Raw genomic sequence first — 16,600 nt, forward strand, 5'->3', positions numbered from 1 at the left:
GATAGGTCAGCCGAAGAGGTTCACGGGCTTGACGATGTCGGCGTAGATCAGCAGTGCGCTCATTCCCATGAGCAGGGCGGCGACCACGTACGTGACGGGAAGCAGTTTCGCGATATCGAATGCCCCCGGATCCGGCCGGCCAAACAGTCTTGCCACTTGGCGCCGGGCACCTTCATAGAGCGCTCCTGCAACATGGCCGCCATCGAGCGGCAGGAGCGGGACCAGGTTGAAAACGGCCAGCGCGAAGTTGAGTCCGGCCAGCAGGCCGATCAGGGTGGCCACCCGCGACTGAACGGGTATCTCTTCCATCGCGGCCACTTCGCCGGCAACCCTGCCCACGCCCACCACGCTGATGGGCCCATTGGGGTCCCGCGGTTCCTCGCTGAACGCCGCCTTCGCCACGCCCACCACCCTGGCCGGCAGGTTGAAGATGACGCCGGCCACCTGGCGGATGTTCTCCCCCGCCATCGGAAGGACGGACGACGCCGGCTGCGGCACCAGTTCCGTCTGCGCGCCAATGCCCAGGAAGCCTACGTCCTGGTAGAGGAGGGTGCCGGCGTCGTCCGTTGCCTGCCTGCCGTCGGCGCCGATGATGGGCCGGGCGGACAGGACCGGCGTAACGGTGGTGGAAACGGAGGCGCCGTCCCGCTCCACGGTGATGTCCACTTCCCGGCCGGCGGAGGCGCGGATCCATTCAGTCAACTGGTCCCAGCTGGTGACCGCCTTGCCGTCGAAGGAGGTGACGGTGTCGTTGGGCTGAAGGCCCGCCGCGGCGGCCGGTGTCAGCCGGCAGTCAGCAGAATCCGGGTCCACCGTTTCGCCCTCTGCCACCTGGCATTTGGATACGTCCGAGATGGTGGTGGTGGCCGTTGCCATGCCGAAGCCCATGAGCAGGACAGCGGTGAGGATCAGGCCAAGGACCATGTTCATGGCCGGCCCGCCAAGCATGACGATGATCTTCTTCCACACCGGAAGCCGGTAGAAGACCCGGTTCCCGTCGCCCGGGCCAACTTCCTCGTGCGCCAGGGAGCGTGCTTCCGTTGCGAGCGTCTGGAACATTCCGGTGCTGGAGGGGCGGACGGAGCCATCCTCTTTATTGGGCGGGTACATGCCGATCATGGACACGTAGCCGCCCAGCGGGATGGCCTTGATCCCGTACTCCGTCTCGCCTTTCCGCCGGGACCACAGCGTGGGGCCGAAGCCGATCATGTACTTGGTGACCCGCACCTTGAAGAGCTTGGCCGGTACCAGGTGGCCCACTTCATGAAGCGCGATGGAGGCAGCGATGCCGATCGCCACGAAGACAACGCCGAGGACGAAAAGAAGAACGGGGGTCATGGAGGGTGCTGCTGCTTCCTAGAGACTGCTGACTGCTAAACGTTCGTGCGCACGGGACCGTGCCCACCCTTCAGCATCCAGCACTGATTCCAGCGTCAGCCGGGAAGAACCTGAATGTTCGCTGAGGACACTCTCCACCGTATCCACGATGTCCGTGAAGCGGATGCGGCCGGCGTGGAAGGCCGTCACGGCTTCCTCGTTCGCGGCATTGAAGACCGCAGGTAGGTGCTCCCCTGCCGGGCGGCGTCCTTGGCGAGGTTGACGGCCGGGAACGCCGCTGCGTCGAGGGGCTCGAAGGTCCAGGTGACAGGGTTGGTCCAGTCACAGGCGGCGGCGGCCTTGGGCACCCTGTCCGGCCAGCCCAGCCCGAGCGCGATGGGCAGGCGCATGTCCGGCGGTGACGCCTGCGCGATGACGGAGCCGTCAATGAACTGGACCATGGAGTGCACCACGGACTGCGGGTGGACCACCACGTCGATCCGGTCCAGCGGAACATCGAACAGCAGGTGCGCCTCGATGACCTCCAGGCCCTTGTTCACCAGCGTGGCCGAGTTGGTGGTGACCATGACGCCCATGTCCCAGGTGGGGTGTGCCAGGGCTTCCTGCGGGGTGACACCGTGAAGGTCTTCGCGGCTCCTGCCCCGGAAAGGCCCGCCCGAGGCGGTGAGGATCAGTTTCTCCACTTCCCCGGCGGATCCGGAGCGCAGGCACTGGGCGATGGCGGAGTGCTCTGAGTCGACGGGCACGATCTGGCCTTCCCGCGCCGCCGCCTTGACGAGTTCTCCGCCCACGATGAGCGATTCCTTGTTGGCAAGCGCCAGGGTGGCACCTGATTTCAGTGCCGCCAGGGTGGGGGCCAGCCCGATGGACCCGGTGATGCCGTTGAGCACCACGTCCGCCTCGATTTCGGCGATCCGGGTGGAGGCATCGGGGCCGGCAACGATTTCCGGCCGGTAGCCGGGTTTTCCGGCGGCGGCCGCGGCACCGGCGATCAGCGATTCCAGGTGCCGGGGATCACCCCCCGCGATGCCAACCGCGGAAGCACCGGTGTGCACCGCCTGCCTGGCCAGGAGTTCAAGGTTGCCGCCGCCGGCGCTGAGTGCCACGACCTCGAAAAGATGCGGGGCGCCGTCGACGACGTCAATCGCCTGGGTGCCGATGGAACCGGTGGATCCGAGGAGGACGACTCTGCGTGGCTGCATTGCTTAAGTATCCCGCACCATCCTTGACCTGCTGACGGCCCGGCGTAACGTGGATCCCGTGGACTGGCTGTCATGGTTCGATGCGCCGGAATACGAGTTCGCCCGGCAGGTGCTGCAGCGGGGCGTCGCCGCGCTCTTCTTCGTGGCGTTCCTGTCCTCGCTCAACCAGTTCCCTGCGCTGCTGGGCGAACGCGGGCTCCTGCCGGTCCCGGTATACGTCGGCGCGTTCAGCAGGATGCGCCGGCCCACGCTGTTCCGCTGGCGGTATTCCGACCGGCTGCTGCGGGCCGTCTGCGCCGCGGGGCTGGTGGTATCCGCACTGCTGGTGGCGGGGATTCCGCAGCTCGGACCGCCGTGGGTGCCGCTCATTGCCTTCCTGGCCCTCTGGCTGCTGTACATGTCGATCGTCAACGTCGGCCAGACGTTCTACGGCTTCGGCTGGGAAATGCTGCTCCTGGAAGCCGGCTTCACCGTGGCATTCCTGGGCTCCAACCAGACGGACCCGCCCCGCACCATCCTGATCCTGGTTGCCTGGCTGGTGTTCCGGCTGGAGTTCGGCGCCGGGATGATCAAGATCAGGGGCGGCCGGGAGTGGCGGGACCTGACGGCGCTGTACTACCACCACGAGACGCAGCCCATGCCCGGCCCGCTCAGCCGGCAGGCGCACCTGTTGCCCAAGCCCCTGCACAGGGTGGAAGTGCTGGGCAACCACTTCGCCCAGCTGGTGGTCCCGTTCTTCCTGTTCGCGCCGCAGCCCGTGGCCAGCGTGGCGGCGGGCATCATCATTGCCACCCAGCTGTGGCTGGTGGCCAGCGGAAACTTCGCCTGGCTGAACTGGATTGCGATCATCCTTGCCTTCGCAGCGGTGAGCGACCCCGTGGCGCACGCCGTCATCCCCGCAATTCCCCTGGACTGGCATGGCGGGACGCAGGAGACACCGCCCTGGTGGCTGGCCATCACCCTCGCGGCGACGGCGCTGCTCGTGGTGCTCAGTTACTGGCCGCTGCGGAACCTGTTCTCCAGCCGGCAGCTGATGAATGCCAGCTTCAACCGGTGGCAGCTGGTTAACACCTACGGCGCGTTCGGCTCTGTCACCAAGAAGCGGATCGAAATCGTGGTGGAGGGGACCCTGGACGAGGAGCCGGACGATTCCTCCTGGCGCGAGTACGGGTTCAAGGGCAAGCCCGGGGACCTGCGGCGGATACCGCGGCAGTGGGCGCCCTACCACCTCCGGCTGGACTGGCTGATGTGGTTCCTGCCGCTGCGCACCGTGCATGAGGAGTGGTTCTACGCGTTCCTTGGCAAGCTGCTGGAGGCGGACCGGCGGACGCTGCGGCTCCTGCGCCATGATCCGTTCGACGGCGGGGCGCCGCGCTGGGTGCGCGTCCGCAGCTACCACTACCGTTTCGCCACCCGGCGGGAGTTCCGCGAGACCGGGAACCGCTGGGTGCGGACGCTGCTGTACGAACCGATCGGGCCCGTATCGCTGCGGCACACGCCGGGACGGCAGCGATAAGGATGCGCGGCAGTTATGCGCCGGGCTGCGCCGGGTGCCGCCCGGCGCGGCGGATAACTGCTTCGGCGTGTTTGAGGATGGGGCCGTCGATCATCTTTCCGTTGTATTGGAAGACCCCGGAGCCGGCGGCACGGGCGGCCTGCAGCAGGGCTGCGGCTTCTGTGACCTCAGCTTCGGAGGGGGCATACGCACCGCGGACCACGGCGGCCTGGCTGGGATGGATGCAGGCCTTCGAACTGAAACCCGACGCCACGGCGTCGGCGGCTTCCGCGGCCAGCCCGGCCAGGTCCGGGATGTTCACGTAGACCGCATCCACGGCTTCCTTGCCGAACGCCCGGGCGGCCAGCAGCACCGATGACCGTGCGTGCAGCGCCACTGCCCGGTAGCCGCCGTCGTCCTTCCTGCTGGAGGTTCCGCCCAGGGTTGCCAGCAGGTCCTCGGCCCCCCACATCAGTGCCACCACATTGGGCGCGGCGGCAATGGCGGGGGCGTTCAGGACGCCCGCGGCTGTCTCGCACAGCGCGATGACCTGGTAGTCGCCCAGCGCCTCCAGCTGTCCGGCGCTTTCGGCCTTGGCCAGCATGACGGTCCGGTACGGGGTGTGGGCCAGGCAGTGGAGGTCCTTTTCGAATTCCTCGGTCCCTGCGGGGTTCACGCGGACGATCGTCCGGCTCGGATCCAGTTCCGGTTCGTCGCCGGTGGCCCCCACCTGGGCGAGGATGGCGCCGCGGGCCCGCTGCTTGTCTGCCGGGGCCACGGCATCCTCGAGGTCCAGGATGACGGCGTCGGCCCGGGTGGCGGCCTTCTGGTAGCGTTCGGGCCGGTCAGCGGGGCAGAAGAGCAGGGCGGGTCCCATCACAAAGGTCATAGAGACATTCTCCGATTATTTGCGCCGCTGCGCTTCCCTGTGCGCCTCGAGGGTCCACATCAGGCAGCTCCGGGTAGCCAGCGCCACTACTGTGCCGTCCTGGTTCCTGCCGGTGTGCTGCATGGTGACGATCCCCTGGCCCGGCCGTGAACCGGACAGCCGCTTTCCGGTGACCAGCGTTTCCGTGTACAGCGTGTCCCCGTGGTGGAGCGGGTGCGGAAAGGACACATCGGTGAGGCCCAGCTGCGCGATGATGGTGCCCTGGGTCAGCTGGCCCACCGACTGGCCCACCATGGTGGCGAGCGTGAACATCGAATTCACGAGCCGCTGGCCGAAGGGCTGGCCCGCGCTCCACGCGGCGTCCAGGTGCAGGGCCTGGGTGTTCATGGTGAGGGTGGTGAACAGGACGTTGTCCGCCTCCGTCACGGTCCTGCCCGGACGGTGGGCGTACAGCACGCCCTCCTCCAGCTCGTCGAAGTACAGCCCCCGCTGCTCAACCACCTTCAGCCCGGCGGAGGCTGAGCCTGCCGGCCCGGTGGTTGAGCCCGTCGAAACCCCGTCAGTCATACGGTCAGTTCCATATCTTCCTCGAACAGTTCGGCACCGGTGGCGGCCGCAACATCCTCCACCGAGACATTCGGGGCCAGCTCGCGAAGGACCAGCCGTGATCCGGAGCCGTCCGTCACGACGTCGATGACCGCGAGGTCCGTGATGATCCGGTCAACGCAGCCTTTGCCGGTCAGCGGAAGCGAGCACTGCCGGACGATCTTTGGGTTCCCGTTCCGGTCCACGTGCTCCATCATCACGATGACCTTTTTGGCCCCGAAGACAAGATCCATTGCGCCGCCCATGCCCTTGACCATCTTGCCCGGAATCATCCAGTTGGCGAGGTCGCCGTTTTCCGCCACTTCCATGGCCCCGAGGACGGCAACGTCCACGTGCCCGCCGCGGATCATGCCGAAGGACGCGGCGGAATCGAAGAACGCGGCACCCTTGTTGACTGTGACGGTTTCCTTGCCGGCGTTGATCAGGTCCGGGTCAACGGCGTCCTCCGCCGGGTAGGGGCCAACGCCCAGGATCCCGTTTTCGGAGTGGAGCACCACCTCCACCCTTCCGGGATGTAGTTGGGGATCAGCGTGGGCATCCCGATGCCGAGGTTCACGTACTGGCCATTGCTGAGTTCCTTGGCCACCCGGGCCGCGAGCTCGTTGCGCGTCCAGCCCTTGGTGTCTGCTCCGGCAGTCGACTCGCCGGGTCCGGCATGCTGCTGGGATGCTGCCCGCCGGTATTCGGGCCGGACCGCTTCGGGCCGGGGTGCTTCGGGGCTGTTCGGTCCATGGTTATGCTCCTGACTGCCGGGTGAGGGACACCGTCCGCTTTTCGATCCGTTTCTCGCCGCCGGGCGCCACCACCACCCGCTGGACGAAGATGCCCGGCGTATGGATGTGCTCCGGATCAAGCTCGCCGGGCTCCACGAGTTCCTCGACCTCGGCGATGGTGATCCGGCCCGCCATGGCGCATAGTGGATTGAAGTTCATGGCAGTGGCATGGAAGACAAGGTTGCCGTGCCGGTCGCCCTTCCAGGCGTGGACCAGCCCGAAGTCGGGGGTGAGGGATTCCTCCAGGACGTAGTCCACGCCGCCGAAGGACCGCACCTCCTTCGGTTCGGAGGCCACCGCGATGCCGCCGTGGGCGTCGTACTTCTGCGGCAGGCCGCCGTCGGAGACCTGGGTACCACGCCCGCCTTGGTGTAGAACGCCGGGATCCCGGCGCCGCCTGCACGCAGCTTCTCCGCGAGGGTGCCCTGCGGAGTGAGGACCACCTCCAGCTCGCCGGCCAGGTACTGGCGTGCGAACTCCTTGTTCTCGCCGACGTAGGAGCTGATGGTGCGGCGGATGCGGCCGTCCCGGAGCAGGATGCCCAACCCCCAGTCGTCCACGCCGCAGTTGTTGCTGACGGTTTCCAGGTCCGAGGTGCCGGCCCTATGCAGGGCGTCGATCAGGGTGACCGGTATTCCGCAGAGCCCGAACCCGCCCACAGCCAGCGAGGCGCCGTCGGGAATGTCCGCCACTGCCAGGTCGGCGCTTGCAACAACCTTGTCAATCATCATCGATCCTTTCAGGCAGGCTACGTTCCATGCGGCAACGCCGGGTGCTACAGACCCAGTTCGCGGGCGATAAGCATCAGCTGCACCTCCGTGGTGCCCTCCCCCACTTCAAGGATCTTGGAGTCGCGGTAGTGGCGTGCCACGGTGAACTCGTTGATGAAGCCATAGCCGCCGAATACCTGGGTGGCATCCCGCGCATTGTCCATGGCCGCCTCGCCTGCGACCATCTTAGCGATGGCCGCCTGCGTCTTGAACGGCTTGCCGGCAAGCATGCGGGCAGCCGCATCGTAGTAGGCCAGGCGGGCGGTGTGGGCCCTGGCTTCCATGCGCGCGATCTTGAACGAGATGGCCTGGTACTTGCCAATCTCGCTGCCGAACGCCCGGCGTTCCTTGGCGTACCGGACCGACAGGTCCACGCATCCCTGCGCCGCGCCGGTGGCCAGGGCTGCGATGGCGATGCGCCCTTCATCCAGGATGGACAGGAAGTTGGCATAGCCTCGGCCCTCGGCTCCGAGCAGGTTCGCTTCGGGAACGCGGACGTCCTTGAGGGTGAGCGGGTGCGTGTCCGAGGCGTTCCAGCCCACCTTGTTGTAGGGCTTTTCCGCCTTGAAGCCGGGCGTGTCGGTGGGCACCAGGATGGTGGAGATTTCCTTCTGCACGGACCCGTCGCCGCGTTCCTTCCGACCCGTGACGGCGGTGACGGTCACCAGCCGGGTGATGTCCGTCCCGGAGTTGGTGATGAACTCCTTGTTGCCGTTGATCACCCATTCCCCGCCTTCCCGCCGGGCCGTGGTCTTGGTGCCGCCCGCGTCCGAGCCGGCCTCCGGCTCGGTCAGGCCGAAACCGGCGAGCGCCTGCCCCGACGCGAGCATGGGCAGCCACTGCTGTTTCTGCTCGTCGGTTCCGAAGCGGTAGACAGGCATGGCGCCCAGGGACACCCCTGCCTCCAGCGTGATGGCCACGGACTGGTCCACCCGTCCCAGCTGTTCAAGCGCCAGGGCGAGGGCAAAGTAGTCGCCGTCCATGCCGCCGTACTCCTCGGGAAAGGGCAGCCCGAACAGCCCCATCTCCGCCATCTGCTTCACTACCTCGTAGGGAAAGCTGTGTTCTTCATCGTGCTTGGCCGAGACCGGCGCCACCACATTGTCCGCGAAGTCGCGCACCGTGTCGCTGAGGTCCTGGTACTCCTCGGTCAGTTCTACGCCTGGCATTTGTTAGGCTCCTTCGCCCGTTGTGGGATTGTGGTGGTCCTGTTCCGCAGCATGCGGGTGGACGGTGGCGAGGACCTGGTCAGCCTTCACCAGGTCTCCGGGCTGTGCGGTGAGGTGCACCGTTCCGGCCAGGGGTGCCACGAGCTGGTGTTCCATCTTCATGGCCTCCACCGAGACCAGCACCTGGCCCGCTGCCACAGCGTCTCCGTCATTGACCGGGACGGACACCACCGTGCCGGGCATGGGCGAACGGACCGCCGGGTCAGCTGCCCCCTCCTCCCGTTGGACGGCGGCGAGGATCCGTTCCAGCCGGGCTTCCCGGGTCAGGACGTCCAGGCGGCAGGACCAGCCCTGGCTGCCGAGGAAGACCTGCCCCGTGCCGTCTTCCGCCAGCGCATAGTGGTGGGTGGCGCCGTCGAGCATCAATTCCACCTGGCCCGGCCCCTGGACGTGCAGGGAGGCGGTACGGCCGCCGCCGCCGTCCACCGCCACCGTTACCGGGCCGGACGCAACCTCGCCGGTGACCTCCACGGTGGCCATCCCGCCGTCGGGGGTCCCCAGGTGGATGCGGCGCGGTGCAGGCTTGCCCAGCCGCCAGCCGTTACGCATCTGCCAGGGCCCGGCGGCAGTCATCCCATGATCCCGGCCGGCCAGGACATACAGCGCCCCGGCCACCAACTCCGCATGACCCACACGCCGGAAGGCGAGGCCGGGCAGCTTCCGCCCGATCAGGCCGGTGTCCAGGCGCCCCGCCCGCACGTCGGGGTCGTTGACCAGCAGCCGCAGGTACTCGACGTTGGTCTCCAGCCCAAGGGCGGTGTAACCGGCGAGCGCCGTGTCCAGGGCATCGAGTGCGGCGGCCCGGTCTCCGCCCCAGGCGATGACCTTGGACATCATGGGGTCGTAGTTCGAGGAAAGCTCCAGCCCTTCCACCAGGGAAGAATCCACGCGGACCCTGCCCTGCGTGCCTGCGGGCAGCTCGTCCAGCAGGTGGACCCTGCCGGTTGAGGGCAGGAAGTTCTTTTCCGGCACCTCGGCATACACGCGGGCTTCCACCGCATGGCCGGTCAGCGCGACGTCGGACTGCCGGATGGTGAGTTCCCCGCCGGCCGCGATCCGTACCTGCCATTCCACAAGGTCCAGGCCTGCCACCATCTCCGTGACCGGGTGTTCAACCTGGAGGCGGGTGTTCATTTCCATGAAGTAGAACTCGTCCGGGTGTTCGTCGGAGACCAGGAACTCCACGGTTCCGGCCCCGGTGTAGTTCACGCTGCGGGCGGCGTTGCAGGCGGCCTCGCCGATCCGGGCCCGGATCGCGGCGCCGTTGGGCAGGTTTTCCAGCAGCGGGGACGGTGCCTCCTCGATGACCTTCTGGTGGCGCCGCTGCAACGAACACTCGCGCTCGCCGAGGTGGATGACGTTGCCGTGGTGGTCCGCCAGCACCTGCACTTCGATGTGACGCGGGGTGGTCACCAGGCGTTCCAGGAACAGGGTGTCGTCACCGAAGGCGCTTGCCGCCACCCGCCGGGCCGTGGCCAGGGCCGCGGGTAGGTCCTCCGCTTTGTCCACTGCGTGCATCCCCTTCCCGCCGCCGCCGGCGGAAGGCTTGATGAGGAGCGGAAATCCGACGCCGGCCGCGGCCTCCGCCAGTTCGGCATCCGTCATCCCGGGGCGGGCCACGCCCGGGACCACGGGGACCCCGTAGCCGGCCACGTGGTTCTTCGACCGGATCTTGTCCCCCATGACGTTGAGGGCCTCCACACCGGGACCGATGAAGGTGATCCCGGCGTCTTCGAGGGCCCGGGCGAAATCGGCGTTCTCGCTGAGGAAGCCGTAGCCGGGGTGCACCGCTTCGGCCCCTGTTTCGCGGCAGGCCCTGAGCACCGCCCCGATGTTGAGGTAGCTGTCTGCGGCAGGGGCCGGGCCGATGCGCACGGAGGTGTCGGCCTCCCGCACGTGCCGGGCGCCGGCGTCGGCATCGCTGTACACCGCGACCGACCGGATGCCGAGCGCGCGCAGCGTCCGGATTACCCGGCAGGCGATTTCGCCGCGGTTGGCCACCAGGACGGTGCCGAACAGCGGGGTTCCGGCGACGGGTGCGGCCGGTGTCGAGACGTCGGTGGGTGCGGTCATGTTCGTGCTCACATCCGGAAGAGGCCGAAGGAGGTATCCGGCAGCGGGGTGCGGGAGACGACGTCGAGCGCCAATCCCAGGACGGTGCGGGTGTCTGCGGGGTCGATCACGCCGTCATCCCACAGGCGGGCGGTGGAGTAGTAGGGGCTGCCCTGGTCCTCGTACTGCCGGCGAATGGGGGCCTTGAACTCCTCCTCGGCCTGTTCCGGCCATTCCTCCCCGGCAGCCTCGTACTGGTCCCGCTTGACGGTGGCCAGCACGCTGGCGGCCTGGTTGCCGCCCATCACGGAGATCCGGGCCGCGGGCCACATCCACAGGAACCGCGGTGAATAGGCGCGGCCGCACATGGAATAGTTCCCTGCGCCGAAGGAGCCGCCGATCACCACCGTGAGCTTGGGGACCCGGGCCGTGGCCACGGCGGTGACCATTTTGGCCCCGTTCTTGGCGATGCCGCCCTGCTCCGCGTCCCGGCCCACCATAAAGCCGGAGATGTTTTGAAGGAAGAGCAGCGGAATGCCGCGCTGGTCGCACAGTTCGATGAAGTGTGCGCCCTTGAGGGAGGACTCGCTGAACAGCACGCCGTTGTTGGCCACGATGCCCACGGGGTGTCCGTGCAGACGGGCGAAGCCGGTGACCAGCGTGGTGCCGTAGTCCTTCTTGAATTCGTGGAAGGTGCTGCCGTCCACCAGCCGTGCGATGACTTCGTGCACGTCGTAGGGGGCGTTCACGTCCGTGGGTACGGCGCCGTACAGCTCTTCCACGCCGGCAACGGGTTCGACGGCGGGTTCCACCTGCCACGCGGGCGGGGCCGGGGGCGGCAGCGTGCCCACAATGTCCCGGATGATCTGAAGGGCGTGGTGGTCGTTCTCGGCCAGGTGGTCGGTCACACCGGAAATCCTTGAGTGGACCTCCCCGCCGCCAAGTTCCTCCGGACTGACGATTTCGCCGATGGCCGCCTTCACCAGCGGCGGACCGCCCAGGAAGATGGTGCCCTGGTTGCGGACGATGACAGTCTCGTCGCTCATCGCGGGAACGTAGCTCCGCCGGCTGTGCAGGAACCCATGACCGCGGCGATCTGCGGGATCTTGGCCGCAGACAGGCGCGCCTGGTTGTAGAAAATGCGGCCGAAGTGGTCCCGGTCCGGAAAGACTTCGTCCTGCTTGGGCAGGAACGCCCCGCCCGAGTCCACAAGGTAGATGCAGGGAAGCCGGTTTTCGAGGGCAATCTCCTGGGCCCGCAGGTGCTTCTTGACCGTCATCGGATAGTACGTGCCGCCCTTGACCGTGGCGTCATTGGAGATCACCAGCACCTGGCGGCCGTGCACCAGCCCGATCCCGGCGATCACGCCCGCCCCGGGGGCTTCGTCGTTGTACATGCCGTTTGCCGCCAGCGGCGCGATTTCAAGGAAGGGGCTGCCGTCATCCAGCAACTGGTCGATGCGCTCCCGGGGCAGCAGCTTGCCCCTGGCTGCATGGCGTTGCCGGGACTTCTCCGGCCCGCCCAGCGCTGCCTCGGCCAGCCGTTTCCGAAGCTCCCCGGCCAGCTCCCTCTGGGCCCGGCTGTTGGCACCGAACGCCTCGCTGGCCGGTTGATCCTGCTGACAAGGGTCTCCATTGACGGGTCCGTTCCTCGATGAACCAAGCCGGATCCAATCCAACTCGGTTAGTGCCGAATAACTGAAATTCAGGTTAGTCTCTCGTAACTGTGATGTCCAACACATAGGCCGGCTTGCTAGAATCTGCGGGTCCTAGGAGGAAAAGTGCCCAGCACCGAAGCCACGCAGACCGGCGAGCGCAGACCAGCCGGCCGCGGCCCATCGACCCAGCGCAGCAAGGCGAAGGAGAACCGCCGCCAGGCCCTGCTCGCTGCCGCCGCGTCGCTGTTCGCGGTGAACGGGTTCAACAAGGTATCGCTGGAGGACCTGGGGGCGGCGGCGGGAGTCAGCGGCCCGGCCGTGTACCGCCACTTCCCCGGCAAGCAGGCAGTCCTGGCCGACCTGCTGCTGACGGTCAGCCAGGAACTGCTGGACGGTGGCCGCCAGGTGGTGGAGGCCAGTCCCGATCCCCTGGCCGCGCTGCAGCGGCTGGTGGCATTCCAAGTGGACTTCGCCCTGGGCAAGCCGGACGTGATCCGGGTGCAGGACCGCGATTTCAGCAACCTGTCGGAGCAGGACCAGGCGGCGGTCCGCGCCCTCCAGCGGAGCTATGTGGAGGTGTGGGTGGAGGTCCTCGCCGGCGTCCACCCGGACGTCGACATCCCGGAACTTCGGATGCGGGCGCACGCCACGTTCGGCCTCATCAACTCCACCCCGCACTCGGTGCGCAGCCACGGCCGCAGGATTAGCACCGCTGCAGCCCGCCCGCTGCTGGAGGGGATGGCCCTGGCCGCCCTCCTTGTCCGCATTCCGCAGGCCCCCTAGCCCAGGGGCCTGACGAGGGGTCCGCCTTTGCACTACACCATGGTCAGGACCATGCCGGGTTCGGCCAGGATCGCGCCGACGTCGGCAAGGAAGCGGGAGCCCTGCTCGCCGTCCACCAGGCGGTGGTCGAAGGACAGGCTGAGCGTCAGGACCTGCCGCAGTGCCACCTCGCCGCGGTACTCCCAGGGCATGGTCCGCACAGCCCCCATGGCCAGGATGGCCGCTTCCCCGGGATTGAGGATTGGAGTGCCGGCATCAATGCCGAAAACGCCGATGTTGGTGATGGAGATGGTGCCGCCAGACAGGTCTCCGGGCGCGGTCTTTCCGGCCCGGGCAGTCTCGGTAAGGTCCGTCAGGGCTTCCGCCAACTGGTGCAGGGACAGCGCATGGGCGTCCTTGATGTTGGGCACCGTCAGGCCGCGGGGTGTGGCTGCGGCGATTCCCAGGTTCACGTAGTTGAAGGTGACGATCTCCTGGCTGGCCTCGTCCCACCTCGTGTTCAGGGCGGGGTTGCGCCGCAGGGCGATGAGCACCGCCTTGGCGGCCAGGGTCAGCGGCGTGAGCTTTACCCCGGAAAACGCATTGCCGGCTTTGAGCTTGGCCAGCAGCTCCATGGCGGGAGTGACATCCACAGTCAGGAACTCGGTGACATGCGGCGCCGTGAAGGCACTGTCCACCATGGCCGCCGCCATGAACTTTCGGACACCCTTGATGGAAGTCCGGGTCTCCCGCGTCCCCTGTTGGACGGAGGTGGCCGCGGCCGCCGGGGCAGTGTCCGGCCCTTTTGCGGATGTGCCGTCAAGGAAGGCCTGGACGTCCTCCCGGGTGATGAGCCCGTTGGGCCCGGTTCCGGCAACCTGCGCCAGGTCCACGCCGAGGTCCTTCGCCAGCTTGCGCACCGGGGGCGTCGAGCGGGGCCGCTCGCCCTGGAGCCCGCGCTCCGGCACAGGGGTTTCGGTTTCCGCAGGCCGGGTTTCCGCGGGCAAGGAGTTCGCCGGCCCGGCTTCGACGGGCTCAACGGTTGGGGCTTTGGGCTCTGCCGTCTCGGATGTGGACAGGGCGGTCTCCGGAGCCTGAAGGTACCGGGGGCGGCGCACCGGACGTCCGGAGCTTTCGACGACGGCGCCGTACCCCACCAGGTTCGGCTGCCTCTTGGGAGTCTCGGCCGTCGCTTCCCCACCACCCGGGGAAGCGTCGGCAGGCAGTGAAGGCTGCGTCCCGGCGTCGTCCGGCACTTCGAAGGACACGATGGGCTTGCCAACCTCCACGATGGTGCCCGGCTGTTCATGCAGTTCCTTGATGACGCCGGCGAACGGCGACGGCAGCTCCACCACCGCCTTGGCCGTTTCCACCTCGGCAATCACCTGGTTCAGGCTCACGGTATCGCCTACATCCACCTTCCAGCTGAGGATTTCTGACTCGGTGAGTCCCTCACCCAGGTCCGGGAGCCGGAATTCCTTGATCATGGTGCCGCTCATCCTTCCAGCCCGCTGAGGGAGTTGGGGCGGCCCAGCGCGCGGTCCACGCCGTCCAGGATGCGGTCCAGGCCGGGCAGGTGGTGCATCTCAAGCTTTGAGGAGGGATACGGGATGTCGAAGCCGGTGACCCGTACCGGGGCTGCCTCGAGGTGGTAGAAGCAGCGTTCAGTGATGCTGGCGGCCACTTCGGCGCCCAGCCCGCCCGACTCGCCGGCTTCGTGCGTGACCACCAGCCGCCCGGTGCGTTTGACCGAGGCCACGACCGTTTCGTAGTCCACGGGTGCCAGCGAGCGCAGGTCGATCACCTCGATGGAAATGCCCTCGTCGGCGGCAGCGGTGGCGGCATCCAGCGCGGTCTTCACCAGCGGACCATAGGCAACCAGCGTGACGTCCGAGCCCTGGGTCAGGACCCGCGCCTGGTCCATGGGCAGGGCCGTGCCGGGACCGGCCGACTCGTCCACGTCGGCTTTGTCGTGGTAGCGCCGCTTGGGCTCAAAGAAGAGGACGGGATCGTCGCAGGAGATGGCCTGCTGGATGACGGTGTAGGCGTCCTGCGGGTTGGCCACCGAGACCACCCGGAGGCCGGCGGTGTGCGTGAAGTAGGCCTCCGGGGATTCGGAGTGGTGCTCAGGCGAGCCGATGCCGCCGCCGAACGGGATCCGGATGGTGATGGGCATCTTCACTGCTCCGCGCGTCCGGTAGTGCAGCTTTGCCACTTGGCTGACGATCTGGTCGAAGGCCGGGTAGACGAACCCGTCGAACTGGATCTCCACCACCGGCCGGTAGCCCCGGTAGGCGAGGCCGACGGCGGTGCCCACAATGGCGGATTCTGCGAGCGGAGTGTCCACCACCCGGTGCTTCCCGAAGTCCTTCTGCAGTCCGTCCGTCACCCGGAACACGCCGCCGAGCGTGCCGATGTCCTCACCCAGGAGGACCACCTTCGGATCGTTCTCAAGGGATTTCCGCAGGCCCGCGTTGATGGCGCGGGCAAAGGTCATCTGGGTCATCAGCGTGCACCTTCTTCAAGAGTGGCTGCGTCGGGATCGCCGAAGGAAGCCAGGTAACGGGAGTAGTGGTCCTGCTGCCGGTCCAGCCAGGAATTGGGGGTGCTGTACACGTGCTTGAAAACGTCCAGCGGTTCCGGATCCGGCATGCGGGTGCAGCCGTCGCGCATCTCGCGGGCAACGGCGTCGGCCTTGTCCTTAATCTGTTGCTGCAGGCCTTCCGTCAGCAGTCCCTTACGGTCCAGGAGCGCCGCCACCCGGCTGATGGGATCCTTGGCGGCCCAGTCCTCGAGCTCGTTGGGGTCCCGGTAGCGGGTGGGATCGTCCGCGGTGGTGTGCGGACCCATCCGGTAGCTGACGGCTTCGATGAAGGTGGGCCCGCCTCCGCGCCGTGCCCGGTCCAGCGCTACGCGGGTGGCGGCCATCACGGCCAGGACATCGTTCCCGTCCACGCGCAGGCTGGGTATTCCGAAGCCCGCCGCCCGGTCCGCGAGCTGGATATGCGACTGGAGCCTGACAGGTTCCGAGATGGCCCAATGGTTGTTGGTGCAGAAGAACACCACGGGGACCTGGAAACTGGCCGCGAACACCATGGCCTCGTTGACGTCGCCTTCGCTGGTGGCACCGTCGCCGAAGTAGGTGATGGCCACGGAATCGGCGCCGTCGTTCTGGATGCCCATGGCGTAGCCGGTGGCGTGCAGGGTCTGGGCACCGATGATGATCTGGGGCGTGGCCATGTTGACGGTGTAGGGGTCCCAGCCGGAGGGGGCATTGCCGCGCCACATCCGGAGCAGGTCCACCAGGTCGACGCCCCGGCAGTACGCCACCCCGTTTTCCCGGTAACTGGAAAACACGAAGTCGTCGCTGCGGAGGGTCCGGGCTGACCCGACTTGCGCGGCCTCCTGGCCCAGCAGCGGCGGCCACAGACCCAGCTCGCCCTGCCGCTGCAGCGCCGTGGCTTCGAGGTCGATGCGCCGGACGACACTCATGTCCTCATACAGGGAGCAGAGCTGCTCGTCGGTGATGTCCCGGACCCAGAAATCGAACTCGGGGTGGCTGACCCGCTCCCCTGCAGGAGTTATCAGCTGGACCAGCCTGGCGGCCGGCCCGGAGGTGCCCTGGGCACTGGTGGGGGCGGATGCGCCGCCCTGGCCCGTTTCGTCTGTAGACACGATAGCCCGCAACCTTCTCACGTCGTTGACCAGCAGCTTTGGAACTTATGGCTCCTGGCCTGCCGGCCTCCCGGGCGCCGTTGCCCCGGATAATTGTGACCCTACTCACAATGCTCAGGAGGTACAACTGCCACACCGATCCTTGAGCAAAA

At 67.4% G+C, this 16,600-nt stretch carries 10 protein-coding genes and 4 pseudogenes; 2 read left to right on the plus strand and 12 right to left on the minus strand.

Annotated features, from left to right (window positions below; all coding sequences use genetic code 11):
* Positions 1-6: 6 nt before the first annotated feature.
* Positions 7-1,338, minus strand: a complete 1,332-nt coding sequence (locus tag G205_RS09790) for a M50 family metallopeptidase (RefSeq protein WP_009357863.1) — start codon at positions 1,336-1,338, stop codon at positions 7-9.
* Between the two features lie 18 nt (positions 1,339-1,356).
* Positions 1,357-2,540: pseudogene (gene dxr / locus G205_RS09795) on the minus strand (1-deoxy-D-xylulose-5-phosphate reductoisomerase).
* 58 nt (positions 2,541-2,598) lie between these two features.
* Here dxr and G205_RS09800 point away from each other — a divergent pair.
* A complete protein-coding gene (locus tag G205_RS09800) occupies positions 2,599-4,056 on the plus strand; it encodes a lipase maturation factor family protein (protein ID WP_009357864.1) in 1,458 nt (485 codons plus the stop codon).
* Between the two features lie 13 nt (positions 4,057-4,069).
* On the opposite strand, the gene G205_RS09805 is transcribed toward G205_RS09800, so the two are convergent.
* The 7 genes and pseudogenes from G205_RS09805 to G205_RS09835 form a co-directional block, all read right to left on the minus strand.
* Positions 4,070-4,924: an HpcH/HpaI aldolase/citrate lyase family protein gene (locus tag G205_RS09805; RefSeq protein ID WP_009357865.1), complete on the minus strand. Its 855-nt coding sequence runs from the start codon at positions 4,922-4,924 to the stop codon at positions 4,070-4,072.
* 15 nt (positions 4,925-4,939) lie between these two features.
* Complete coding sequence (locus tag G205_RS09810) at positions 4,940-5,491, minus strand: MaoC family dehydratase (RefSeq protein WP_009357866.1); 552 nt, start codon at positions 5,489-5,491, stop codon at positions 4,940-4,942.
* Positions 5,488-6,116 (minus strand): annotated as a pseudogene (locus tag G205_RS09815) (3-oxoacid CoA-transferase subunit B). Before G205_RS09815 ends, G205_RS09810 begins: the two are co-directional and overlap by 4 nt.
* 148 nt (positions 6,117-6,264) lie before the next feature.
* Positions 6,265-7,031 (minus strand): annotated as a pseudogene (locus G205_RS09820) (CoA transferase subunit A).
* Between the two features lie 47 nt (positions 7,032-7,078).
* Entirely contained in the window at positions 7,079-8,242 is a 1,164-nt protein-coding gene (locus G205_RS09825; protein ID WP_009357867.1) for an acyl-CoA dehydrogenase family protein, read from the minus strand.
* Positions 8,243-8,245: 3 nt separating this feature from the next.
* Positions 8,246-10,375 carry an acetyl/propionyl/methylcrotonyl-CoA carboxylase subunit alpha gene (locus G205_RS09830; protein WP_009357868.1) on the minus strand — a complete coding sequence of 710 codons (2,130 nt, stop codon included), beginning with the start codon at positions 10,373-10,375 and terminating at the stop codon, positions 8,246-8,248.
* Between the two features lie 8 nt (positions 10,376-10,383).
* Positions 10,384-11,989, minus strand: a pseudogene (locus G205_RS09835) (carboxyl transferase domain-containing protein).
* 145 nt (positions 11,990-12,134) lie between these two features.
* Between G205_RS09835 and G205_RS09840 the strand changes: the two are divergent.
* Positions 12,135-12,794: an SACE_7040 family transcriptional regulator gene (locus G205_RS09840; protein ID WP_009357869.1), complete on the plus strand. Its 660-nt coding sequence runs from the start codon at positions 12,135-12,137 to the stop codon at positions 12,792-12,794.
* 32 nt (positions 12,795-12,826) lie between these two features.
* Here the strand turns inward: G205_RS09840 and G205_RS09845 are convergent, their stop codons facing one another.
* From G205_RS09845 to pdhA, 3 genes are read right to left on the minus strand one after another with little or no spacing between them, the layout of a single operon-like run.
* Positions 12,827-14,260: a dihydrolipoamide acetyltransferase family protein gene (locus G205_RS09845; RefSeq protein ID WP_009357870.1), complete on the minus strand. Its 1,434-nt coding sequence runs from the start codon at positions 14,258-14,260 to the stop codon at positions 12,827-12,829.
* A gap of 8 nt (positions 14,261-14,268) precedes the next feature.
* Positions 14,269-15,279, minus strand: a complete 1,011-nt coding sequence (locus tag G205_RS09850; RefSeq protein WP_009357871.1) for an alpha-ketoacid dehydrogenase subunit beta — start codon at positions 15,277-15,279, stop codon at positions 14,269-14,271.
* Positions 15,279-16,448 carry a pyruvate dehydrogenase (acetyl-transferring) E1 component subunit alpha gene (pdhA, locus tag G205_RS09855; RefSeq protein ID WP_009357872.1) on the minus strand — a complete coding sequence of 390 codons (1,170 nt, stop codon included), beginning with the start codon at positions 16,446-16,448 and terminating at the stop codon, positions 15,279-15,281. The genes G205_RS09850 and pdhA overlap by 1 nt, the downstream gene beginning before the upstream one ends.
* Positions 16,449-16,600 lie beyond the last annotated feature (152 nt).

This window comes from Arthrobacter nitrophenolicus, from assembly GCF_000332815.1.
GTDB classification, from domain to species: Bacteria; Actinomycetota; Actinomycetes; order Actinomycetales; family Micrococcaceae; genus Arthrobacter; species Arthrobacter nitrophenolicus.

What these genes read in the sequence shown, in the direction of transcription:
- G205_RS09830 (WP_009357868.1), bottom strand. Translation starts at nt 10,375, where the DNA reads ATGACCGCACCCACCGACGTCTCGACACCGGCCGCACCCGTCGCCGGA.
- G205_RS09850 (WP_009357871.1), bottom strand. Translation starts at nt 15,279, where the DNA reads ATGACCCAGATGACCTTTGCCCGCGCCATCAACGCGGGCCTGCGGAAA.
- G205_RS09790 (WP_009357863.1), bottom strand. Translation starts at nt 1,338, where the DNA reads ATGACCCCCGTTCTTCTTTTCGTCCTCGGCGTTGTCTTCGTGGCGATC.
- G205_RS09810 (WP_009357866.1), bottom strand. Translation starts at nt 5,491, where the DNA reads ATGACTGACGGGGTTTCGACGGGCTCAACCACCGGGCCGGCAGGCTCA.
- G205_RS09845 (WP_009357870.1), bottom strand. Translation starts at nt 14,260, where the DNA reads ATGATCAAGGAATTCCGGCTCCCGGACCTGGGTGAGGGACTCACCGAG.
- G205_RS09825 (WP_009357867.1), bottom strand. Translation starts at nt 8,242, where the DNA reads ATGCCAGGCGTAGAACTGACCGAGGAGTACCAGGACCTCAGCGACACG.
- G205_RS09805 (WP_009357865.1), bottom strand. Translation starts at nt 4,924, where the DNA reads ATGACCTTTGTGATGGGACCCGCCCTGCTCTTCTGCCCCGCTGACCGG.